Origin of the sequence: Pedobacter westerhofensis (assembly GCF_900182595.1) — a bacterium.
Classification (GTDB): Bacteria; Bacteroidota; Bacteroidia; order Sphingobacteriales; family Sphingobacteriaceae; genus Pedobacter; species Pedobacter westerhofensis.
The window spans coordinates 1-25028 of the sequence record NZ_FXTN01000004.1; the positions used below are offsets into that span (position 1 = coordinate 1).

16 protein-coding genes and 2 pseudogenes are annotated in these 25028 nt (G+C 44.1%); 10 read left to right on the forward strand and 8 right to left on the reverse strand.

What is annotated here, in order from left to right; genetic code table 11:
* The 3 genes from FN831_RS08100 to FN831_RS08110 form a co-directional block, all read left to right on the forward strand.
* The coding region (locus tag FN831_RS08100; protein WP_142527727.1) for a DUF7507 domain-containing protein at positions 1-4044 on the forward strand (4044 nt) is incomplete at its 5' end.
* A gap of 27 nt (positions 4045-4071) precedes the next feature.
* On the forward strand, positions 4072-5076 hold the full coding sequence (locus FN831_RS08105) for a PorP/SprF family type IX secretion system membrane protein (protein WP_142527728.1): 1005 nt from the start codon (positions 4072-4074) through the stop codon (positions 5074-5076).
* A 315-nt stretch (positions 5077-5391) separates the two neighbouring features.
* Positions 5392-8325, forward strand: a complete 2934-nt coding sequence (locus tag FN831_RS08110) for a TonB-dependent receptor domain-containing protein (protein ID WP_142527729.1) — start codon at positions 5392-5394, stop codon at positions 8323-8325.
* Positions 8326-8331: 6 nt separating this feature from the next.
* Here the strand turns inward: FN831_RS08110 and FN831_RS08115 are convergent, their stop codons facing one another.
* Positions 8332-9780, reverse strand: a complete 1449-nt coding sequence (locus FN831_RS08115; RefSeq protein ID WP_142527730.1) for a serine hydrolase domain-containing protein — start codon at positions 9778-9780, stop codon at positions 8332-8334.
* Between the two features lie 229 nt (positions 9781-10009).
* Here FN831_RS08115 and FN831_RS08120 point away from each other — a divergent pair, with 229 nt between their 5' ends.
* Complete coding sequence (locus FN831_RS08120) at positions 10010-11203, forward strand: serine hydrolase domain-containing protein (RefSeq protein ID WP_142527731.1); 1194 nt, start codon at positions 10010-10012, stop codon at positions 11201-11203.
* Here the strand turns inward: FN831_RS08120 and FN831_RS08125 are convergent.
* Positions 11198-11902 carry an arylesterase gene (locus FN831_RS08125; RefSeq protein ID WP_142527732.1) on the reverse strand — a complete coding sequence of 235 codons (705 nt, stop codon included), beginning with the start codon at positions 11900-11902 and terminating at the stop codon, positions 11198-11200. The two genes, FN831_RS08120 and FN831_RS08125, sit on opposite strands and share 6 nt — an antisense overlap.
* Before the next feature lie 218 nt (positions 11903-12120).
* Here FN831_RS08125 and FN831_RS08130 point away from each other — a divergent pair, with 218 nt between their 5' ends.
* The 4 genes from FN831_RS08130 to FN831_RS08145 all read left to right on the forward strand — a co-directional run bounded on the left by FN831_RS08130 (position 12121) and on the right by FN831_RS08145 (position 16780).
* Entirely contained in the window at positions 12121-12810 is a 690-nt protein-coding gene (locus FN831_RS08130; protein ID WP_142527733.1) for an ABC transporter ATP-binding protein, read from the forward strand.
* Positions 12803-15418, forward strand: coding sequence for an ABC transporter permease (locus FN831_RS08135; RefSeq protein WP_221931307.1), 2616 nt, complete (start codon positions 12803-12805; stop codon positions 15416-15418). Before FN831_RS08130 ends, FN831_RS08135 begins: the two co-directional genes overlap by 8 nt.
* A gap of 100 nt (positions 15419-15518) precedes the next feature.
* A complete protein-coding gene (locus FN831_RS08140) occupies positions 15519-15890 on the forward strand; it encodes a response regulator transcription factor (protein ID WP_142527734.1) in 372 nt (123 codons plus the stop codon).
* Positions 15891-15913: 23 nt separating this feature from the next.
* Entirely contained in the window at positions 15914-16780 is an 867-nt protein-coding gene (locus FN831_RS08145; protein ID WP_142527735.1) for an aldose 1-epimerase family protein, read from the forward strand.
* Here the strand turns inward: FN831_RS08145 and FN831_RS08150 are convergent.
* The 3 genes and pseudogenes from FN831_RS08150 to FN831_RS27910 form a co-directional block, all read right to left on the reverse strand.
* Positions 16777-18663, reverse strand: coding sequence for a CocE/NonD family hydrolase (locus FN831_RS08150; protein ID WP_142527736.1), 1887 nt, complete (start codon positions 18661-18663; stop codon positions 16777-16779). The two genes, FN831_RS08145 and FN831_RS08150, sit on opposite strands and share 4 nt — an antisense overlap.
* Before the next feature lie 49 nt (positions 18664-18712).
* Positions 18713-19834: a DNA integrity scanning protein DisA nucleotide-binding domain protein gene (locus FN831_RS08155; RefSeq protein WP_394348294.1), complete on the reverse strand. Its 1122-nt coding sequence runs from the start codon at positions 19832-19834 to the stop codon at positions 18713-18715.
* 9 nt (positions 19835-19843) lie between these two features.
* Positions 19844-20455, reverse strand: a pseudogene (locus tag FN831_RS27910) (hypothetical protein); the annotation flags it as partial.
* Positions 20456-20642: 187 nt separating this feature from the next.
* On the opposite strand from FN831_RS27910, the gene FN831_RS08160 reads away from it, so the two are divergent.
* Both FN831_RS08160 and FN831_RS08165 read left to right on the forward strand, forming a co-directional pair.
* Positions 20643-21878 (forward strand): MFS transporter, encoded by a 1236-nt coding sequence (locus FN831_RS08160; RefSeq protein WP_142527737.1) that lies wholly within the window; start codon positions 20643-20645, stop codon positions 21876-21878.
* Positions 21878-23389, forward strand: a complete 1512-nt coding sequence (locus tag FN831_RS08165) for a gluconokinase (protein WP_142527738.1) — start codon at positions 21878-21880, stop codon at positions 23387-23389. The genes FN831_RS08160 and FN831_RS08165 overlap by 1 nt, the downstream gene beginning before the upstream one ends.
* On the opposite strand, the gene FN831_RS08170 is transcribed toward FN831_RS08165, so the two are convergent.
* The 3 genes and pseudogenes from FN831_RS08170 to FN831_RS28400 form a co-directional block, all read right to left on the reverse strand.
* The gene (locus FN831_RS08170; RefSeq protein ID WP_142527739.1) at positions 23386-24090 is read right to left on the reverse strand and encodes a hypothetical protein; all 705 of its coding nucleotides are present in this window, start codon (positions 24088-24090) and stop codon (positions 23386-23388) included. The genes FN831_RS08165 and FN831_RS08170 overlap by 4 nt on opposite strands.
* 180 nt (positions 24091-24270) lie before the next feature.
* Positions 24271-24504, reverse strand: coding sequence for a hypothetical protein (locus FN831_RS08175; RefSeq protein WP_142527740.1), 234 nt, complete (start codon positions 24502-24504; stop codon positions 24271-24273).
* A 355-nt stretch (positions 24505-24859) separates the two neighbouring features.
* Positions 24860-24982, reverse strand: a pseudogene (locus FN831_RS28400) (DUF6934 family protein); the annotation flags it as partial.
* Positions 24983-25028 lie beyond the last annotated feature (46 nt).

Sequence of the window (25028 nt, forward strand, 5' to 3'; positions counted from 1 at the left end):
AACTCAATGATTACTTTCCAGGGCAATGGCGGCACAGCTCCTTACACATTTAGTTATAAAATTGGAACTGGTGCAACTTTAACTGTTGTTTCAAATGGGGCAGGACTGGCTACTGTTAGCCAATCAAATGCTACAGCTGGAAATTATGTATACACGCTGCTCAGCGTAAGTGACGCTAGCAATACAGCTTGCAGCAATGCACAAACAGGATCGGCAACGGTAAAAGTTAACCCATTGCCAACGGCTACGATTAATGGTACTACAGAAGTATGTGCCAGTAGTGCCAATTCAACGATTACTTTCCAGGGCAATGGCGGCATAGCTCCTTACACATTTAGTTATAAAATTGGAACTGGTGCAGCCTTGACCTTTGTTTCAAACGGGGCAGGACTGGCTACTGTTAGCCAATCAAATGCTACAGCAGGAAGTTATATTTATACTTTATTGAGTGTTTCAGATGCTAGCAACACCGCATGCAGCAATGCACAGACCGGAACGGCAACGGTAAAAGTAAATCCACTGCCAACGGCTACGATTAATGGTACAACAGAAGTATGCGCCGGCAGTGCCAACTCAACGATTACTTTTCAGGGTAATGGCGGCACAGCCCCTTATACGTTCAGTTATCAGATTGGAACTGGTGCAGCCTTGACCGTTGTTTCAAACGGGGCAGGACTGGCCACCGTTAGCCAATCAAATGCCACAGCAGGAAGTTATGTTTATACTTTATTGAGTGTTGCAGACGCTAGCAACACCGCTTGCAGCAATGCACAAACAGGGTCTGCAACGGTAAAAGTAAATCCACTGCCTACCGCTACGATCAATGGTACTACAGAAGTATGTGCCAGCAGCGCCAACTCAACGATTACTTTCCAGGGCAATGGCGGCATAGCCCCTTATACGTTTGGTTATAAAATTGGAACTGGTGCAGCCTTGACCGTTGTTTCAAACGGGGCAGGACTAGCCACTGTTAGTCAATCAAATGCCACAGCAGGAAGTTATGCTTATACTTTATTGAGTGTTTCAGATGCTAGCAACACCGCATGTAGCAATGCGCAGACTGGAACGGCAACTGTAAAAGTAAATCCATTGCCTACCGCTACGATCAATGGTACTACAGAAGTATGTGCCAGCAGTGCCAACTCAACGATTACTTTCCAGGGCAATGGCGGCACAGCTCCTTACACATTCAGTTATAAAATCGGAACCGCTGCAACCTTGACCGTTGTTTCAAACGGGGCAGGACTGGCCACTGTTAGCCAATCAAATGCCACAGCAGGAAGTTATGTATATACGCTGCTCAGCGTAAGTGACGCTAGCAACACCGCTTGCAGCAATCCACAAACAGGGTCTGCAACGGTAAAAGTTAACCCACTTCCTACCGCTACGATCAGTGGTACTACAGAGATATGCGCCAGCAGTACGAACTCTACAGTTACCTTCCGGGCTGCTAATGGAACTGCTCCATACATTTTTACTTATAAACTGAACAATGGTTCAGCGCAAACGATACAGTCAAATGTAAGTGGAACGGCAACGATTACCCAATCCAATGCAATTGCCGGAAACTATGTATATACACTAATCAGTGTAAGTGATGCAAGCCTTACTGCCTGCAGCAATCCACAAAGCGGCTCAGCAACAGTTAAAGTTAACCCATTACCAACTGCAATAATCACAGGTAATATAGAGGTTTGTGCCAGCAGTGCAAATTCCCCAATTACTTTCCATGGTAATAGCGGAACTGCTCCATACATCTTTACTTACAAACTAAATAACGGTGTGGCACAAACGATATCATCTGATGCAAGTGGAGTGGCTACCATCAATCAACTGAACTCAACAGCTGGCACTTATGTGTATACACTCATCAGCGTAAGCGACGCGACCCTCACCGCATGCGGCAATGCTCAGACAGGTACAGCTACCGTAAAAGTTAATCCTTTGCCAACCGCCACTATCAGTGGTAATACAGAAGTTTGTGTAAGCACAGCAAGCTCAATTATCACTTTCCGGGGTGCTAATGGAACAGCGCCGTATACCTTCAGCTATAAAGTCGGTGCGGGTGATGTACAGACTATAATTTCCAATGGAGTTGGAGTAGCTACAGTAAGCAGGACAAATTCTGTAGCAGGTATCTATGCATATACATTACTTAGTGTAAATGATGCCAGTCATACTGCATGCAGTAATCCTCAGGGAGGGATTGCAACAATCATAGTCAATCCAAACACCACCATCCAACTCACATCAGCTGCTGCAACAACAACTCAAACTGTTTGTATCAACAACGCTGTCAGGGACATCACATACCAAACCACAAACTCAACCAGCGTAACCGCAATAGGATTACCTGCAGGCGTAACAGGTACTTATCTGAACGGAGTTTTCACAATTAACGGGTCACCTTCATTAACAGGAACGTTTAATTATACGGTAACTGCCGCAGGCAATTGTACAACCGTACAATCAACAGGCAGAATCACTGTTAACCCAAAACCTGTTGGTTTTAACGATGAAATTACCAGCCTAAGCTGTGGAAACACAGCAATTAGCTACAACCTGCAGGACAATGTAAACAATACTGCAAAAGGCGGAAATGCAGTTCCTTCAAACTTCAGCTGGACTGCATTAACAAACAGTAACGTCATTGGCCTTAGCAATGGATCAGGAGCAAGGATTACTGCAACACTTTACAATCTGAGCAACGTGGTGCAGCAGGTAACTTACACTGTTACTCCAACGTCTACGCTCGGAACATGCCCGGGCGCACCATTTACCGTTAAAGTAAATGTACCGGTGTGCAGTGGAATATCGATTACTAAAACAGCTGATGTGAGTGTAGTTACGCAGGCAGGAGATCCGATAAAATATACCATCACTGTTAAAAACACAGCAACGGCAAACCAGACCAGAGTAAAAGTTACAGATCCTTTCCTCGGTGGTATCCTGGCAGCACCTGTATCAGGTGATAATGGAAATGGAATCCTGGAAGCAAACGAGTCCTGGATATATACAGGAATATATCGCGTAACCCAGTCGGATATTGATAACTTTGGAAAGCCTAATGCAGGAACAGGAAAAATCATTAATACAGCAACAGTGAGCACAGCAGAGCGACCGGATGTATTATCAGCCAGTGCTACCGTAAACATTGTTACTACAGGTGAAATTGCTTTAGTTAAAACAGGAGTGTTGAGCAGCGATTTTTCTACCATAACCTACACATTCAGAATCACCAATACAGGTAAAGTCAGGTTGAGCAACCTGAACCTGGTAGATACAAAAATCAGGGGAGCCATCACTGTAAACCCAACCGTACTTGAAGCCGGTGCATCAGTAATCACCACTGCAGTGTACACAATTACCGATGCCGAAAAAAGAGACGGCCAGGTTCTGAATACTGCAACAGTAACTGCAACCAGTCCTTCGGGCAGCCCTGTGAGAGATGTTTCGGGAACGCAGTCAAACAACGATGACCCTACACTGCATATCATTGAAGATGCACCGCAGGCATTAAATGATAATGCTGAGACTAAAATTAATCAGCCTGTGACGGTTAATCTGGCAGATAACGACCTGCCATCATTCAACGGTTTGGATAAGGGAAGTATCGTTATTACCAGGTTCCCAACCAACGGACAAGTGCAGGTGAAAACTGATGGCACGATTGTTTATACACCGAACAGAGGTTATTCGGGCCCTGACGATTTCAGGTATACCATTAACGACCTTAAAGGGAAAGTGAGTAATGTGGCGCTTGTAAATATTACGGTTACACCGATCGACCTCTTTATTCCAAATACCTTCACTCCAAATGGTGACGGTAAAAATGATACTTTCAAGATCATCGGAAGAGAAAGCTTTGATAGTATCAACCTGCTGATCTTTAACCGCTGGGGCAATGAAGTGTACCGTAACATGAACTACCTCGATGAATGGGATGGTTCGGGCTTAAGCGAAGCAACCTATTATTACATAGTAGTGCTTAAAAAAGGCGCAAACGAAGTGACCAGAAAAGGCTGGATATTACTGAAAAGATAAGTGCGGATAAAAGAAAAAGAAAACAGAATGAAATGTTATATCAGAATATTGTTGTTGATTAGCTTAACCGGTTTATGTACCGTGAGGAGCAATGCGCAGCAAAATATTCAGTTTTCTCAGTATATATTTAATACGCTCAGCGTCAATCCCGCATATGCGGGATATAAAGAAGAATGGTTTGTACAGTCTGCCCTGCGCAATCAGTGGGTAGGCATATCCGGTGCTCCCCAAACTGCCCAGGTTTCTATTGATGGAATCCTGGATCCGCAAACAACCAAACATGGTGTAGGTTTTCAGATCACTGCTGATAAACTGGGCGCGCAATCCTCAACTTCTGCAACTGCAAATTATGCTTTCCGTTTACAGCTTGATGCTGCCGATACCAGGCGGTTAAGCTTTGGACTGGGGGTAGGGGTAGCTCAGTACAGCTTAAATGGCAATGCATTAACAACTGTAGACGGAGGAGATCAGGCTGTTCCACTGGGCAGCGCAAGCAACCTCACGCCGGATTTCAGAGCGGGAATTTTTTATACCACTCCGTACTGGTATGTCGGACTGTCGGCATTAGACCTGCTGTCAAACACAAAATCCGCAGATGATTACAGAAGAAGCACAACGCTGGATGATAACATTGTTCGTACGCGGCACCTTTACTTCGTGGCCGGTTCCCTTGTCAATGTTTCGCCCGATCTGAGGATCAGGCCAAGCATGATGATCAGAGAGGATTTTAAAGGCCCCACCAATGCCGACTTTAACGTGATGGGCATTTTCAGCGACAGGCTATGGCTGGGAGCAGGATACCGCACCAGTCTCAAAGTGTTTAAGAAAGAATACCAGAATACTGATGTAAGCAGTCAGGCTGCAATAATAGGTATTGCCCAGTTTTATGTGAATGAACGTTTCAGAATAGGTTATTCCTATGATTTCGCCACATCAAAATTAAGCGGGTACCAAAGCGGTTCACATGAAATAACCATAGGTCTAGCCTTTGGAAAAGCACCTCAGGCATCTATCTGTCCGCGGGTATTCTAAAATAGTTGGGCAACACTCATTTGTCTGATCGTATGTGTACTTAAAAACATACCTGCTCCACAGTTTTATAACCAGATCCGTGATGAGGCTATTTTTAGTTCCATAAGGCACAATTCTCAAATAAATTTTGTTATTCGGTTAAGTTAATATATTTTTGTCTATTAAATCGATAGATATTATGTACAGCGCGCTCTCCACACGTTTAGCTTCTTTCTCTCATCAGCTCACAGGATGTGCTGATTCAAGCTGTTGCTGTATTACAAATATCTGAAAGCTATAAATTTAATCATACAATTTCCACCCCATAATTAATCTATGAAATCACTCTACCCAACACGCATCGCTGCGTTAATTATTTTTATGCTCATACTGCAATTCAAGCCATTGCATGCCCAGGAAAATCAATTGATTGAGGTGAGCGGCATCGTGAATGACCAGGAATCTAAAATACCACTTGCAGGGGTGAGCGTAACCATTAAGGGTACGATTGCCGGAACCACTACCGATCAGGCGGGGAAATTTAAACTGCGTTCCAAACTTAAATTTCCGTTTAAACTGGTGTTTACCAGTATAGGATTTAAAACGCAGGAATTTGATGTGAAAGAAACAGGGTCACAATTAAACATCGAGCTGGTTACCTCAACGATCATCGGTAATGAGGTTGTAATTACAGCATCACGCGTGCCCGAGAGCATCCTTAAATCCCCTGTGGCGATAGAGAAACTCGATATCCGTGCCTTGCGCGAATCTCCGGCGCCTAGCTTTTATGATGCACTGGAAAATGTAAAAGGGGTACAGATGACTACCGCCAGTCTTACCTTTAAAATTCCGAACACAAGAGGTTTTAATATTCCAAGTAATTACCGCTTTGTACAGCTGGTAGACGGAATAGATATGCAGGCGGCAACCCTCGGCGTCCCTCTGGGAAACGCGATCGGCCCAACTGAACTGGATATAGCCAGTGTAGAGATCACTCCCGGAGCAGCATCGGCACTTTATGGAATGAATGCCATCAATGGTATGTCCAACCTGATCACCAAAAGCCCGTTCTTATATCAGGGACTAAGTTTCTATCAAAAAGGAGGCTTAAATCACCTTGGCGGCACGGGCCGCGATGCCAGCAACCTGACAGAAACTGCAATCCGTTATGCCAAAGCCTTCAACGACAGGTTTGCATTTAAAGTGAATTTGAGTTACCTGAAGGGAACCGACTGGCTTTCTGACACAAGAACGGATCAGAACCCCAATAATCTGAAAACCGCAAACCCTTCGTTTCCATCCCTCAACGGAGCAAATAATGTAGCATTCGATGGATGGAATAAATATGGTGATGATGTTCTTGCCGGTAGCAATACCGTTTCTGTTTCGGGATTAAATATCGACGGCAAAACCAATCAAACCCTCAATGTAGCCAGAACAGGTTATTGGGAAAAAGACCTCGTTAAGCCGAACGTAGATAACCTGAAGTTTGATGTAGGTTTAAATTACCGCATCGGGAAGTTTGCCGAATTGTCTTATACCTACAGAGTAGGAAAGATGGATGGCGTATTTCAACGCGGAAATAAAATCCAGCTTGATAATGTAGTGATACAAAACCATAAAATAGAACTCAAAGGAAGTAACTTCCTGATCCGCGGAAATGTATCACTTGAAAACTCCGGCGATTCTTACAATGTTAAACCTCTGGCAGATAACCTTGATCTGGCAAGTGGTGGCAGTGGAACGGTATGGGGCGCAAAGTATAAAACGGCGCTTACAACATATGCCTCGGCCAATGGAGGATCATTAACAAGCGCCAATCTTGCGGCTGCAACTGCATATGCAAGGCAGCAAGCCGATGCCGGCAGGGTAGAACCGGGAACGCAGGCTTTTGAAACACTGAAGAATACGATCACAGGTATCAATAACTGGGATATCAAATCTTCCACCATTCCTGATGCACCGGTAACTGGTGGTGCAGCCCTGGTACAAAAAAGCAGGACTTACAATTTTGAAGGTCAGTGGGACTTATCCAAAGCGGTTAAATTTGTAGACTTACTGGTTGGGGCAGATACAAGGATCTACCAGATCATCCCTGATGGAAACAGTTTTGTAGATTTTAGCCGTCCTATTGCCGACCGTAACAAGGAATTACCGGACGGAACCTACGGCAAGAATATCTATTATAAAAAATTCGGAGGTTTCGCTCAGATTACCAAAACCTTCTTTGATGAGAAACTGAAATTGTTTGCTTCATCGCGCCTGGATTATAATCCATATTTTGATCCAAAACTTACGCCAAGGCTGGCTGCAGTGTTTTCTCCTGATACGCATAATAACTTCAGGGTAACCTATCAGCAGGGATACCGCTTCCCGGGACTGTTTGAAGCCCTGTCTTATGTAAATAATGGCCGTGTGAAAAGAGTGGGCAGCCTTTCCTTCATTAATGATGGGCTGGGTTATCTTGATAACAGTTATACCCGTGCATCGGGCGTAATCTTTAACTCGGCAGTAAATGCCGCCGTAGCTGCTGGTGCAGACAGAAATACAGCCGCGCTCGCAAACCGTAACCTGCTGGTAAAAGCAGACCTGCCTAAAGCTACTCCGGAGAAGATCAACTCTTTTGAAGTAGGTTATAAAAGCGTGCTGTTGGAAAACACACTTTCAATTGATGTTGATGCCTATACAAACACTTACACCGGATTTTTAGGCCAGGTGCAGGTAGATGTTCCCAAAGGTGCTACAGTCGGCTCTGATGCCGCTGTGCTTAACATGCTGGATGCCAACAGGGATGCAGGACAGGATCGGTACCGTGTGTATACCAATGCAAAAAATAAGTATACCAACTATGGTTCTGCACTTGGTGTAACCTATAACTTTTATCAAAAGTATACCGTTGCCGGAAATGTAAGTTATAATAAGATCAAGGCGAGTAAAGCCGATGATATTTTTGTAACGGGTTTCAATACACCTGATTTTGCAACAAACCTGACCTTCGGAAACAGGGAGGTGCTAAAAAACCTTGGTTTCAGCGTGGTGTATAAGTGGCAGAACTCATTTTTATGGGAAAGCCCGCTCGTGACCGGAAAGGTAAATGCCATCAATACATTTGATGCACAGGTTTCTTACCGCATGCCCGCTTCTAACGCAACGGTCAAAATTGGTGGAACCAATATTTTTAACAAACCATTTATACAGTATGCCGGCGGACCAACAATTGGTGCACTGGTTTATGCCGCTGTAACCTTTGAGGGACTGCTGGCTAAATAAAACATCCTATTTTGTTCCTGTAAATACAGGATGCTGCAACGAGAAAGAAAGTAATCCGAGCGCTATGTCATCGACATCAGCGCTCGAGTTGCTTAATACCACTATGCCGGTCTTTTTGTTCTTTACATATCCGCACCAGCTCCAGAAACCTCCTGTAGCCCCATTGTGCCAAACTTTCACGTTACCCTTGAAGGGATCAATCGTCCAGGCCAGTCCTATACTTCCTTCTGCCTGTCGGTCTGTCTCTTTATGGCTCAAAACAATATCCGGATTAACATCATTGATATTAGCTTTTAAATAGATCAGCATATCCTGCATATTTGATTTCAAGCCCCCTGCAGCATTGAAAGCTCCCAGTTGCCAGTTAGATACTGCTTTCCCTGTTTCTTCAGAATATCCTGTGGTCATCAGCGGTTGATCAGCTCCGGGAACATCATAATACGTACTAACTAATTTTAAGGGCTCTGTCACCACCTTTTTAAGCAGCGTTTGCAGCGGCTGCTGGTACACATTTTCAAGGATAGCGCCCAATACAGCAAAGCCCAGGTTGGAATATCCTGACCTGATGCCTGCAAGGCTATCTGGTTTGTAGCTTTTCAGATATTGGTAAATCATTTCTTTGGAATAATGTAAATAGGGGTTTTCAGGGTTGTAGCCAGTACTGGTATTGAAATCCAGGGGAAGCCGCGGAAGTCCGGAAGTATGGTTTGCCAGATTTACAATCCTGATGGCTTCGCCGTTTAACAAAAGATTTGGATACGCTCCGGGCAGATATTTCCTTATATCATCTGTAAGGGCAATCTTCTTTTCATTGATCGCATGTGCAAGCAGCACGGCCGTAAAAGTTTTGCTGATTGAGCCTATTTCGTACAAAGACTTTTCGTTGGGCAAATTATTTGTTTCTTTTTTGGTCTCACCGTAATAATACGTAGCTGTAGTATTGCCGTCAACTATTCCAATGCTCAAACCGCTGTTATTAGGATCTTTCAGAAAATCGAGCGCCAGTGTATCTACATATAAATCAAGTTTGCTCTGCCTCGGGTTATTGGTTTTTATTAAAGTCGTATTTTTTGGATGCTCTATTTCTTTAATCTGCTTTGTAGGAATCCATTCACTGTACGTAATCTCCTGATCTTTTGATACGGCAATTTTAAGCATGAGCCTGCCACGTTCAAAATTGATCATATAAGTAGCATTGGTCTTCACTTCATCCAGATATTTCCAGGAGGTGATTACCCCCAGGGGTTGCTGCAGATTGACTTTGTAAAAATGAACGACATTCTCTTCTGTCAGAAGTTTTCTGGACTGAGGAGCGAACTGATTATAAATCGCAGTATAATGTCCGCCGTTGTAATATCCTGCCAGGTCTGCAACAGCCTTATCTGTAAAAAGCCGCTGCTGTCCAAAGCTGCTGAAACAAATTACAAACAGGACAGGGAAGATGAATTTGATCATTTTAATTTTCTTTAATTGGGCGGGATGTAGATGCTAAAATATTAAAGGTAGCAATAATTTCAAATTTCGTTATATCGTCGAAAGCTCGTTACAGGAATAAAATAGTATGCTGAATTATTATTTCTTCATCGGATGAATCCCGGGTAGTGTTGTATTAACATTAATTAACATTCTCTGTAACGAACTTCCATTATAAGAGTCTTAACTTCAATTAATTAAAACAGATAATATGAAAGGGATATCTGGCTTCGCCATCATTGCAGTATTAATTTTCAATATATATTCTCCTGTGTTTGCCCAGCGCAATATCATCAGGATTGATTGCAGCAAGATCAGCCCAGATGCCCTTGATCACGACATTCCCGAATTAATGCGAATCGCAAAGGTACCGGGGATGGCCGTAGCTATCTTTAATCAGAACCAGCAGGTCTACAAAAAAACTTTTGGTTACAGTAATATGCGTACAAAAAGGCCCCTAAAGTCCAGTACCAATATCTATGGTGCTTCCCTGAGCAAGTCTGTTTTTGCCCTTATGGTCATGAAACTTGTTGAACAGGGGAAACTTGATCTGGATAAACCTTTACAGGAGTATTTGCCCAATCCCATCTATGATTACCTGCATCTTAAAAGATGGCATGACGATTATACAAGCCTGAAAAATGATACCCTGTACAAGAAAATCACTGCCAGGATGTGCCTTGATCATACTTCGGGCTTTCCCAACTGGCGCTGGGACCTGCCGGATCAAAAGTTAAGAGTGGTCCATGTGCCCGGCAAGAGATACAGCTATTCCGGCGAAGGAATGGTATACCTGCAGGTGGTGCTTGAAAAAATGCTTGGAAAATCTCTCGAACAGCTGGCAGATGAGATTGTTTTTGGTCCCTTGGGTATGAAATCTACCGCTTATACTTTCCTTCCTGCGTATGAAAATGACTATGCCTGGGGGCATAATACGAAAGAAGAGCTGTATGAAAAAGATAAAGACAATGAAGCCCGTTCCCCAAGTACAATGGAAACTACTCTGGACGACCTCTCGCTTTTTGTGGAAGGGGTAATGCAAAATAAGATCATCAGTAAAAAAACAACAGATCAAATGTTTACACCGCAGCTCAGGCTTCACTCTGTGGTACAGATGGGCCCCCTGTCTTTAAGGGATACTGACGCATATGATAACATCCAGCTGAGCTATGGACTCGGATTTGGCCTGCTGAAATCTCCATACGGCTGGGCTGCATTTAAAGAAGGCCATGGTGATGGTTTTCAGCATTATATGATCCTGTTCCCTGAAAGGAAAACTGCGGTGCTCATCATGACAAATAGTGATAACGGCGAAAGTATCTTTAAAAAATTGCTGGAACTAACAATCGCAGATCGGTATACGCCCTGGAAATGGCAGCAATATATTCCGTACCCAGGGTTATAGGAGGGGTTGCAGCACCTCCCAAACATTTTGCGCCAGAATCTGATGTCCCTTGGCAGTAGGGTGCAGGCCATCTTCCTGGATCAGTTTTGGCATGCCGCCCACACCTTTGAGTAAAAATGGTATAAAGGCCATCTTGTTCTTCTTTGCAAGGGCAGGAAACAATTCCCTGAACGGGACAGTGTACTTTTCTCCCATGCTCGGTGGCATCTGCATACCGGCCAGGACAAGCTTTGCATCCGGATACTTCTTTTTTACTTTGTCGATGATCGCCTGTAAATTAACTGCTGTTTCCTGCACCGGGATGCCCCGCAGCCCATCATTTGCACCCAGCTCCAAAACAAAAATAGCTACAGGCTGGCGCAGCAGCCAGTCGATGCGGCTTTTGCCATCAGCAGAGGTTTCACCGCTCAATCCTGCATTGATGATCTTATAAGGCAATTTCAGGGAATCTGCTTTATGCTGTATCAGGGCCGGAAAGGCCTCATCGGGATCTACTCCAAGTCCTGCCGTTAAGCTTGTGCCAAAAAACAGGATGTTTTTAATGTTGCCGGCTTTTACAGCTTTTGCTGCTGCAACAGCAGGCGTATCAGCAGCTTTATCGTCATTGCCAGACTTGTTGTTACCACTGCAGCCGGATAACGCAGCAATGAGGAGCGTAAAAATGATATATTGAAAGGAACTGAATTTAAATGATCTCATCTCGTAAAAATACTATTATGTTGGTTATTATTAACAGCAGAGTTGTCATATGGTTTCAGTATTTGAGAACTCAGATGCTTTAACAATAAATACTTCCGGTTATTATAATAATAACGTCACTTCAATACTTCATTCAAACAATTAAAGGCTTTTAGCATTATATTTAACGTAATAAATGCCCATTTTTCACGTCAGACATCTGTATAACACGCCTTATCTTGGAAAACATTTTAAATATCAAAGAAGTCAGCAAATATTATCAAAGTGCTGATACATCACTTACCATACTGGACAAAATCAGCTTCTCTATCAGGAAGGGATCAACCGTAGCGATAACAGGCCCTTCAGGGAGCGGAAAAACTACATTGCTTGGTCTCTGCGCTGGCCTGGACCACGCCAGTGCCGGCTCGGTGGAACTCAACAATGTTCTTCTTGATCAGCTTACAGAGGATCAGCGTGCAGAAGTAAGGAACAGGTATGTGGGCTTTATTTTTCAGAACTTCCAGTTACTGCCTACACTCACGGCTTTAGAAAATATCATGGTTCCGCTGGAGCTGAGGGGAGAGAAAAATATTCGTCCCAGAGCTTTGGAACTGCTTGATAAAGTGGGCTTGTCTGCCCGGGCAGATCATTATCCTGTGCAGCTTTCAGGTGGGGAACAGCAAAGGATATCGCTGGCCAGGGCATTTTCAAATACACCTGCTATTCTGTTTGCCGATGAACCTACCGGTAACCTTGACGGTGAAACGAGCGAAAAAGTAATTAAGCTGTTGTTTGATCTGAACAAAGAGGCTGGAACGACCCTGATCATCGTTACCCACGATATGGACCTGGCCAGCCGTGCAGACCGGATTATCCGTTTGAAAAGTGGGCTGATTGTTGGAGATGAGCAGAAAATGTATGTCTGAGCAAAATAACCCAGGGCAGCTGAGCCCATCTTTTCAAAGATCCGCGCCTCTGTCCTGGCTTTTTAAAATGGCATGGCGCGACAGCCGTAAGAACCGGTCGAGATTATTCCTTTTTACCTCCTCTATTATCCTCGGCATTGCCGCCCTCGTGGCCGTTTATTCCTTCAGAGACAATCTTCAGCGGGATATCAATAACCAGGCGAAATCACTGACCGGGGCAGATCTGACAATTGACAGCCGCAAGGCCATCAGCAAGCCTGTGATGGCGATGCTTGATACTTTGGGCGATCAGCGCGCCAGACAACTGGATTTTGCCTCAATGCTGTACTTTGTAAAAAATGAAGGCAGCAGACTGGTACAGATTAAGGCGCTGGAAGGTAATTATCCGTTCTATGGCGAAATTGAAACTACTCCCGTCAGTGCATCTAAAGCCATCAAAAATGGCAGGAATGCACTGGTAGACAGAACTGTGATGCTCCAGTTTAAAGCCAAACCGGGCGACTCTATCCGGGTAGGCAAGATCAGTTTTGCCATTGCAGGATATCTTGATAACGCGCCCGGACAAACAGGTTTTTCTGCAACTATATCACCAATTGTATATATTCCACTGCGTTACCTGTCTGAAACCGGACTTGTTGCCTTTGGCAGCCGCATCCATTATTCTTATTTTTACCAGTTCAACCAGCCTGAAAAGATCGCCCCTTTGCTTAAAAAACTTAGGCCCACACTGGATAGGGAAGGTTTGGACCAGGAGACGGTAGAATCTAAAAAACGCGATACCGGCCGTTCCTTCCAGGATCTCAGCCGGTTTCTGGCACTTGCAGGTTTTGTAGCATTACTGCTCGGATGTATAGGCGTGGGCAGTGCCATCCATGTATATGTAAATGAAAAGATAGCGGCCATCTCCACCTTGCGCTGCCTGGGCGTAAAGGCCTGGGAAGCATTTTTTATCTTCCTGATCCAGATTAGTTTTATCGGATTGGCCGGAGCTGTTGCCGGTGCAGCGCTTGGCACAGGTATACAATTCTTACTGCCACTTGTCCTCAAAGACTTTCTTCCGGTAGAATTTAATATGCAGGTATCCTGGCTGGCGATCTTCCAGGGAATACTTACCGGTGTCATCATTTCAGTGCTCTTTGCTTTGCCCTCCCTGCTTTCTGTAAGGAAGGTGTCTCCGCTGAATGCGATCAGGTTATCTTTTGAGCCTGAACAGGCAAAAAAAGAACCGCTGAAATGGTTGGTTTACCTGCTTATCCTATTATTTGTTACGGGTTTTAGCTACTTGCAAATGAATAGCTGGACACAGGCACTCATTTTTAGTTTAAGTATTGTCGCCGCTATTGCAATATTCTACGGACTTTCCCTGCTGCTGCTGGGATTGGTACGCAAAACATTGCCGGCAGGTTTGAGTTATGCCTGGCGCCAGGGTTTTTCCAACCTGTACAGGCCAAATAATCAAACGTTAATGCTCATCGTTTCCATCGGTCTTTCTACCGCATTGATCGCAACACTCTATTTTGTGCAGGGGATACTGATCAGTAAAGTGACGCTCTCCACTGAAAAAACACAGCCCAACATGGCGCTGTTTGATATTCAAAGCAGCCAGAATGAAGCTGTGGCGGCCCTTACCAGACAATACCATTTGCCACTGATGACTCAGGTTCCGGTGATCACCATGCGGCTGGAAGAAATTAATGGGAAAAATGCGGCAGAACTGGCAAAAACCGATAGCCTGAAGGCTAAACCAAAAGGAGAGGAAAATGAACGGCGGGAGTCTTCATCCAGGGCCTTTAAAAGTGAGCTGCGCGCTACTTATCAGGATAAATTAACCAGTGCCGAAACAATAACCAGCGGCAAATGGACAGGCAGGCTCAGGTCTCCCTCAGATATTATTTATGTATCGCTGGATGAACGATATGCTGATCGCATCAATGTTAAGGTAGGGGATAAAATACAGTTTAACGTACAGGGAATGATGATTCCCACGGTAGTGGGCAGTCTGAGGAAAATCGACTGGGTAAAAATGCAGACCAACTTCAGGATCGTATTTCCGAGGGGGGTACTTGAAGAAGCCCCGCAGTTCCATGTGATCATGACCCGAGTGCCGGATAACAAGGTTTCGGCCGATTTTCAATCACAGGTAGTCCGAAATTTCCCTAACGTTTCGGTGATCGACCTGGGGCTGATCATGCAGGTACTGGATGAATTGCTTGGCAAGATCAGTTTTGTCATTCGTTTTATGGCTTCATTCAGCATGATAACCGGCTGGATCGTCCTGATTTCTGCAGTGCGCAGCAGCAAAAACCAGCGTCTGCGCGAGATCGTTTTGCTGCGGACCATAGGAGCTAAGGGACGTCAGATTCTTTCCATTACTGCCATTGAATATTTTTTTCTCGGGCTGTTTTCTGCTGCTGCAGGGATGATTATCGCCATTGCCGGCAGCTGGGCACTTGCAGTCTACAGTTTCGGTTCCGATTTTCAGCTTCCTGTAGTACCGGTACTGATCTTATTTTGTTCAGTAACGCTTATTGTAGTGTTTACAGGAATGTTAAGCAGTATAAATGTGCTTCGCCGTTCGCCCTTAGAAGTCTTAAGAAAAGACAGTTAGCAATATATGTGACATATATAAGGGTAAAATGTCCCATACTTTTAAAATTCGGAACAATGTTTGAGTAATAGTCTGAAATTTTAATATTCAAACAGTAATTATGAAGAAAAGAATACATGTTCTTGAAGACGATCAGGATATCAGATACATCATTGAGTTCTTATTAAAGGATGAAGGGTATGAATTACAGCTTTCTTCTACTTTCACAGAACTGAAGAGTAAACTGAACGATGCCTTACCGGATTTATTCATTATCGACGTAATGCTTCCTGACGGAAACGGTATTGAGATCTGTGAAGATCTGAAAACAGACATGTTTACCAAACATATTCCTGTAATCGTTATGTCTGCAAATCCTGGAAGTAAAGAAAAGAGTATCACTGCATTTGCTGATGATTACATCAGTAAGCCTTTTGATCTTGATTACGTAGTAAAAAGGATAGACAGATTGCTTGCTGATAAAGTGGCTTAGTATTTATTTGCTAAATTTAGCTTATGATCTCACTTGAAAATGAAAATATCAGGGTAACTTTTGCTGAAAAAGGCGCCGAACTGAGAAGTATTACGGCGAAAGCTACCGGGCTGGATTATCTCTGGAAAGGCGATCCTGCATACTGGGGAAAATTTAGTCCAGTCCTTTTTCCTGTTATTGGCGCGCTTAAGGATGAAACTTATTATGTGGAAGGCAAAGAATATCATCTTCCGCGTCATGGCTTTGCGCGTGATCACGACTTTGTTTTTGAACAGATCAGTGATACCGAAGTTTTATTTACCTTGTCCGCTACGCCGGATACCCTGGCAGTTTATCCTTTTGAGTTTGTCCTGGGACTGCGTTATACCATTTCTGGTTTTTCTGTATCCTGCACCTATGAGGTCCATAATCCTGCTGATCAACACCTTTTATTTTCTGTTGGCGGCCACCCTGCATTTGCAGCGCCAATTACAGATGAGGTAACCTATGAAGATTGTTACCTTGAGTTTGCCATAGATGAGTCGCTCATCTATCATAAGATAGATAATAACCTGATCAGTGATCAAACCGATTCCCTGCATTTAGATAAGGGAAAAATGTTCCTCAAACATTCTTTATTTTACGACGACGCGCTTGTCTTTAAAAAAATGGAGAGCCGTATGATTACGCTCAGGAATACGATAAATGAGTACGGTCTGCATTTCCGTTTTAACGATTTTCCTTTTTTTGGGATCTGGGCTGCCAGGGATGCCGATTTTATCTGCCTCGAACCCTGGTGCGGCATAGCCGATGGTGTTGCCCATAATCAGCAACTGAGCGATAAAGAAGGAATTATTTCTTTATCGCCCGGTGAACACTGGAAAAGGGTATGGGAGGTCGAGGTTTTTTAATCAGCCTTTAATACGCGTACTTTAATATGTGAGGCCTGCGTTACCGTTGAATAAACCCTGTGGGTAGCCTTCTGGAAATCAGAAGCTTCAGCTTTATATATATTCACAAATTTTTGCGGATTACGGTCTACCAGCGGAAACCAGGAGCTTTGCACCTGCACCATCATCCGGTGTCCTTTCTTAAAACAGTGTGCGGCATCCTGCATATCAAATTTTACTTCAGTCACCTCTCCGGGAACCATTGGCTCCGGTATGGCAAAACTTTTCCTGAACTTTGAACGCATCACTTCACCACGCACCAGCATCTGGAATCCGCCCATTTTTGTGCCCGGAAGGGGACTGTCATTTGGGGCATCTCCGGGATAAACATCGATAAGCTTTACCACAAAATCCGCATCTGTACCTGTAGTGGATACAAAAAGATCTGCAATCAGGTTTCCTGAGATCACTACGTCACTTTCCAGCACAGGCGTTTGATAAACCAATACATCCGGACGGGATGCAGCAAAACGCTGGTCTTCGTACATGAAGTCGCTTCCGCGGTCGATCCTGATTTCACTGGTGTATGGAACAGGTTTACCGGGGTCGCTGATATATTCTTCAAATTCATCGCCAGTAGTCCCGGGTGCGTCAAATGACAGCGTACCATCGGCATGAAAATACAAATTTTTCTCCTGCGCTTCTGCCGGCGGCCATGCACTGTATTTCTTCCATTCGTTGGATCCGGTTTCAAATACATTGGCCTTTGCCAGATCAGGCCCCTGCATCCCCTTCAGGTAATGGTTAAAAAATGCGAGCTCTATCTGTTCACGATAAAACGGCCCGGTATCCGAGTGGAAACGGATATTGCCCAGGGCATTATTGTTTCCTCTGGTCCAGCCGCCATGGATCCATGGGCCCATTACCAGGTAGTTTGCCTGCTTAGGTTTGTTTTTTTCTACACCCGCATATGTCTTTAAAGGGCCATACAGATCTTCCTGGTCAAACCACCCGCCTACAGTCATCACTGCTGGTTTTATATTTTTTAAATGCTGCGCAACGTTTCGCGAAGTCCAGAAGTCGCTGTACGTTTCGTTTTCCATCATCTGATTCCAGATTTTGTTTTTACTTTTGAAGTATTTCTCGTTTACATTTTTCAAAGGCCCAAGATTCAGATAGAAATTATAAGCGTCTGGTGTACCATAGGCCGCAAATGCCGGTGCTCTGTCCGGGGTAGGCTGCGGTCTCGGCGCACCGTAAGAAGATAAAAATGCAAAAGTGCCCATCAGGAAGAAAGCACCGTTGTGGTGGCGGTCATCTCCCATAAACCAGTCCGTCACCGGGGCCTGTGGTGACGCCGCCTTCAATGCAGGGTGTGCATCAATTGCAGTCATTGTGGTATAAAACCCGGGAGCTGAAATGCCCCAGGTGCCTACCTTTCCGTTGTTATCAGGCAGGTTTTTGATCAGCCAGTCTATGGTATCATAGGCGTCAGAACTTTCATCGATATCTGTTTTTTTCTTTTTTACCGGGATGTATGGTCTCACGGCCACAAAGTCTCCTTCAGAAAGGAATTTTCCGCGCACATCCTGGTAAACAAAAATGTATCCTTCTTTCGCGAAAAGCATCGAAGGACCAAGGCTCAGTTTGTATTCGTTTTCTCCGTAAGGGCCGGCGCCGTAGGGCGTCCGGTTAAACATCACAGGATATTTTTTTGTATGGTCTTTTGGGCTGTAGATCACCGTGTACAACTTTGTACCGTCACGCATGGGAATCTGTTTTTCCAGCTTCTGGTAGTGTTCACGGATATAGACCGAATCTTCCTGAACGGTTAAGGGACGTTGTGCAAATGCACCTAATGAAAGAATTGACATTGCTGCTGATAGGATAAATTTGTTTTGCATACGAGCGTGTTAATCGCGGCAAAATAACAATTTGCAGGCAATTTATAACTTATTCTTTCAGATAGTAAGCTTCGTTCATCTCCTTATTGGGTAACAGGTTGTCCCAGATCATTCTGATACCGTCATTGCTGTTCTTATGCTTTAACTCAATTATCCTGCGCAGCTTATTGACCATTGTACATTCTTTCTGTGAGAGATAGAAATCATTTTCCTGGAAAAAGACCATCAGCCTGTTAAAGCTTTTCCGCAAAAATTTGTCGGTTTCACTCAGTTTTGCCAGTTCATTGATATGCCTGTTGATCGCAGAATGTTTTACCTGGGGTTTAAGGTTGGGGATCAGATCAATGATGCCATCTTCAGAAATGACCACCAGTACTGTCTGTGCTTTATGCTCCATGTATTCATAGTAGCGTACCGCTGAATTATATCTTGCGCCCCTCGATGAGTCGCCGTTCGAGGTAGCAATACCATCAAGAATTACACCTATCGCATGGCAGGTACAGTCGGTATCAATCAGTACAGCGCCATCAATAGAAGTAATCTGATGGATAATATCTTTGTTGATGCGGATTGGCCTGATCTTGAAACACTGGCTGCTGAGCCTTACTGCTTCTTCATCTGCTTTTGAAGAGATCGCGAGTATGGTACCATGCTTTTGCTTGGTTGCTTCCATCGTGATATCCCATAGTGTATTTAGCCTGATTTTATCTATTCCGCTAAAAAGCCGCCTGAGGCTGGAAAAGAATTTTTCCCTGTTGAGCTTTTCATTATAAAGGTCTGGCATTCTGAATGCTACCGATACCATCACGTGCTCATGATGTGTCACCTCCCAGTGAAAATGCTTGGTAAAGTTGACGATGAAAAGTGATTCCTCATGGTAATTGTATTTGCCTTTCAGCTGGCAGAGTCCGTAGATCAGCACAGAATCGGATAGAATCAGCTGTTTATGGTCTGCCAGTTCCAGGAATTTCCTCACTTTCCTGAAGTCTTTGATATGTATCGGCTTTTCAAGCTCCATGGTCATTTTAACATTGGGATGGCTTTTTGGCGCGATGACCATTTTACCAAAACCTTCGGCTCCTTCATATTTGAGCGACGAAATGGTATTACAGGCATCATATAAAACGTGTAAACTGTTGGGATGCTGACCAGCCATGGATACCGTTGTCATAAAATCATGGCCGGCTTTGCTCACCAGCTCGTCGCGCGTTTTTGCCAGTACATTAAAATCCGAGGGCGATTTTGCTTTAAGTGCATTGGCACTGGCATCAAGGTACACTTTGATAACGCTCTCTATAAACGAGCGGCTGATCTTCTACCCTGAAAAGGAACTGTCTTTGCTCAGGTAATAATATGTGTTTAATATTTTTTTGTTGAGTTCTGCAACTACATACACCAGGTAGCCATCAATATAAACCGGGGCGGAGACAAAGTTTTCATTGTTGCTTCCATTGATATGTGCACGCAGGATGCGCTGGATTTCTGCTGTATAGGCTGCGTTTAAAAGACGCTGGTAGTGATCTTCATCATGGCATTCCTGCTGGTTCATTTTGAGGCTGTGATGGATGCACAGGGCTTTCAGCGTACGAAAATCTTTGCTCACATAATCCCCCTCTGGACATTCCAGGCCAACAAAAGGTCGGTTCATATGGGGCTTTAGGCTCGCACCGATCAGAAATACCTTTGGCGCCAGCCGTTCGTCTAAAGAATTAAACAGTTCTTCAGCAGCAAGCACCAGTGAGATCTGACAATGCTGCTGATGTTCCCAAATTAAATTGTCGCAGGAATTCATAGCTTCTTGTATTTATTCTAGTAGATCTCGTGCTATATATTCCTGCTTTATTTGATTTGATGAATGGATAAACAAATGTATTTTAAGTTTTCTTTAAAAAGTGTTAAAAAGAGTTAATTGATCATATATCATTTTATTACATTAGACGTTTATTCTATAATTTTTAAATTGTTTACCAAACTATTCAATGCAACCAACAAAATATTCCAAGACAGCGCTGGGCGCAGCAATCCTGGTGGCTTCATTAGGCTACTTTGTAGATATTTATGATTTACTTCTTTTCAGTATCGTCCGTGTGCCCAGCTTGAAATCATTGGGCCTCAGTGGTACAGCACTTACCGATACGGGAATTTCGCTCCTTAATATTCAAATGATAGGGCTGTTGGTGGGTGGTATCTTCTGGGGTACACTTGGGGATAAAAAAGGCCGTCTTTCTGTTCTCTTTGGTTCCATATTTATTTATTCAGCGGCAAACTTTGCAAATGGACTGGTACATTCTATAACCGCCTATGGGGTATGCAGGTTTATCGCCGGCTTAGGCCTGGCAGGAGAACTGGGTGCCGGAATTACGCTGGTAGCAGAGTTAATGCCTAAGGAGAAACGCGGATATGCAACCACTACCGTAGCTGCGGTAGGGGTGAGCGGGGCCCTGGCAGCATATTTTGTGGCCAATCTTTTTGAATGGCGTACCTCCTTTTTTGTGGGCGGCGGACTCGGACTGGTATTATTGCTGCTGAGGATCGGGGTTGCAGAATCAGGCATGTTCAGCCAGACCAAAGATGCCAGCAACCGCGGAAATTTTCTGGCCCTGTTTGGTAGTAAGGAACAATTTGTGAAATATATGCGCTGTATCCTCATTGGATTGCCATTCTGGATGGTGGTGGGGATTTTTATTACTTTATCGCCCGAATTTGGAAAGGTGCTTGGTGTTCAGGGCGACGTAAATGCCGGGGCTTCCATCGCCTGGTGTTACGGCGGGATTGTGGTTGGGGATATTTTAAGCGGGCTGCTCAGCCAGTACCTGAAAAGCAGGATACAGGTGGTCTATATCTTCTTATCATTATCTGTAATCGGGATCATCGCATACCTTACACTGCATAACCTTACTTTGAATCATTTTTACTGGCTTTGTGGCGCAATTGGCCTGGCAACTGGTTACTGGGTTATCTTTATGACGATTGCGGCCGAACAGTTTGGCACCAATATCAGGGCAACTGTAACTACCACTGTTCCTAACTTTGTACGCGGTGCCATTGTTCCCTTGTCTTTCCTTTTCCAGGAATTCCGGGTACTTTACCATGGTTCAATTATATCATCCGGTATTACTGTTGCTGTAATCAGTTTTGGCATTGCCTTCCTGGCGCTGAGCAAAATGAAAGAAACATTCCATAAGGATTTGGACTATGTAGAGGAGTTTGTATAATGGAATATATTCTGGGTATAGATATAGGCACTGGAAGTACTAAGGCCGTTGCAGTAGGTATGGATCATATCGCATTTGACAGCAGCCAGTATTTTTATCCCACAGTTACAGCAAAGCCACAGTACAGTGAACAGGACCCTGAACTGATCTGGCATGCTTTTCAGCAGAGCATAGAAGAACTGGTGCTCAAACTGGGACATCCTCCCCTGGCAGTTGGCCTGAGCACGGCCATGCACAGCCTGATTGCGGTTGATACACAATGCAATGCACTCGCCCCAATGATGACCTGGGCTGACAGCAGGAGCACCGCTGTAGCAGAACAGCTGCTCGCTTCTCCGCTTGGAATGGAGCTTTACAGGGAAACAGGTACACCTGTACATTCCATGTCGCCCTTAACCAAGATCATTTGGATCAGGGAAAACCAGCCGGAGTTTTTCAGTACGGTATATAAGTTCATTTCTATAAAAGAATATATCTGGTTCCGCTTATTTCAAACCTTTGAAGTTGACCATTCTATTGCTTCATGCAGCGGATTGATGGATGTGGAGAAACTGGTGTGGAGTGAAAGGGCGCTGGCTGCTGCAGGAATCAGTGTGGCACAGCTTTCAGTCCTTGTCCCTACTACTTATCTGAGGACAGAGCCTGATGCCTCGGCATGTTTGGCATTCCTGCAACCTGGAACACCTTTTGTGATAGGAGCCAGTGATGGATGCCTGGCAAATCTGGGCACAGGGGCAGTTGCGCCCGGGATTGCAGCACTAACGATCGGGACCAGCGGAGCTCTGCGCATGGCAAATCACCAGGCCATATTCAATACAAGAGCGATGACTTTCAGTTACCGTTTGGATGAAGAGATATTTATTAATGGCGGCCCTGTGAATAATGGCGGGGTAGCACTGAAATGGCATTTAAAGAATCTGTTTCAAAAAGAACAGCTCAGCCCTGATGATTATACGGTGGCGCTCGCGCGGATGGAAGAGGTACAGCCCGGAGCTGAAGGACTGATCTTTCTTCCCTATCTGCAGGGCGAGAGGGCACCCATCTGGGATTCCAAAAGCTGTGGCAACTTCTTTGGAATGCGCCTCACACATCAGCCTCAGCATTTTACCAGGGCCGTGATAGAAGGGATATGTTTTGCATTAAATGATGTGTTGCAGTCACTCGAAGAATCAGGGCAGCATATCTCACAGCTGAATGTCAGCGGTGGCTTTGTCTCATCGCCTGCCTGGCTGCAGATCATGGCCGATATTACAGGAAAAAGGCTGGTGCTGGCAACAACTGAAGATGCTTCTGCTGTGGGAGCAGCTTACCTTGCTGTAAAAGCAACAGGGCGCTCTGCGGTGTTTCCTTCTCCAGTGCAGAATGAAAGTACCGTTGTGGAACCCAACAAGGTATATCACCTTGCATACCGGAAGTATTTTACGATTTACAAAAAGCTGTATACCAGTTTAAAGGAAGTGATGCAGGAAATGTATGAGCTGCAGAATTCTGCTCAGAGCAACTTTCCTTAGTTGTTATTTGCAGTCTGGTGAACAGAATTATATGCTTTAACAAGCGACTGGATAGATTTGACATCAAAGGTGTTCATGCCTTTTACCCTGGCCGTAAGATCCTGATCGTCTGAAAACTTTTCGAGTAAAGCATTTTTTATATATCGGTAATTAGCATCAGGATTGCCTTCTTCCGGTGTGATTTCCAGCATATCACCTGTGCCCGGTTTTTCTATATACAATAGTCCCTGACGACGGGGTGCTCTTTGCTCGTCGTCGTCACGGTTGCCTCCACCGGCAATACTTACGCCACCGCCGAATCCAAATCCACCAAATCCCCCGGTACCAATGCCCAGTCCGATAGAAGGAATAAAACGCATGCGTCTCTTTTTCTTCTCCACTCCGGTGCTTCCGCCCATTGAATAGAGATTAACAGCACCTGTTTCTACCAGCTTAAAAAAGCGATATTCTGTTTTTTTATGACTGATGAAGGGCCTGGTCACAAACGTTTCGCCATTCCACATGAATTCCTGTATATCCTTGGCATAAAATTGCTGAACCTCTCCGTCATCTTTCTTAATGCCTACCGTGACAAAATCTGTCCCCTGTATGGTTCCCCTGATAAAATTGCCATCAGAAATTACTACAGCATCCTGTGCTGAGGCAGTAAACGTGAGTATAGAAAAGAGCAGGATTGTGCCCAGATATTTTATTGTGTTCATATTAGTCCAAATAACGTAAATAGTTTGCCAAATGTTGTCACGGGCGACTCAGATATTTTGCTATTTATTAGAGAATTAGAATTCCAGTAGATTTGTTACTGAATTTTTTGATTGTAATCCAAAAATGCCCTGGATCACCAGGGCATTTTTACCAGCTTCGAAAGCGTTATCTTTTCAGGATTAAGGTTTCACTGTTTTCCTGGCTTCTGTTTTTTTTGTACTTGATTTAGTTACTGTTTTGTTATCCTTGTAGCGTAAATCCGGAGTGCCATCTTTTTTAGTAACCGTTTTAGTGACGGTTTTGTTGGCTTTGTAGCGCATGTCTTTTGTGCCGTCCTTTTTTGTCTGCGCAAAAGTGGCTGTGGTTGTAAAGGCCATCACAGCCAATAGCATCATCATGATTATCTTTCTCATAGCAACATATTTAGTTTAAATGAAGCTAGGAAAGATTTTTGAAAAAAGCAAAGATTGTCTGATTTAGATGTATGCGCAGAAATCATAGCCCCATGTAGCGGATCAGCTTTATTTCTTTATTTTCCAGTTCTGGTATTCCCTTAAATCCAACTCTCAATGAATTTAATCGCTTCATGCAATTTTTTCAAAACGAAAGGATCATTTCCCCGATCTTTCATGTCTGGATTAACAGTTGGCCTGCCAAAGTTTTTTTGCCTGGTGTATTTTTATCTTTAACTAACATACTGTCTCCTTTCTTGAGTTTTACAATTAAATTTAATTAATTAATTTTTATTTATCAAAAACGCATCGTAATTTACATTTGACTTAAATGGGTGTCAATTCCATCTTTAGATCCAGACAAATCAAAGTTGATCATGATTTGCTGCCATACTTTTGCCAAGCCCATCTGATATAACCTTGTTCTGGTAGGAGTAGATCCTAAAGAAAATAAATACTATTAAAATAGCTAAACTTTTTTCGGA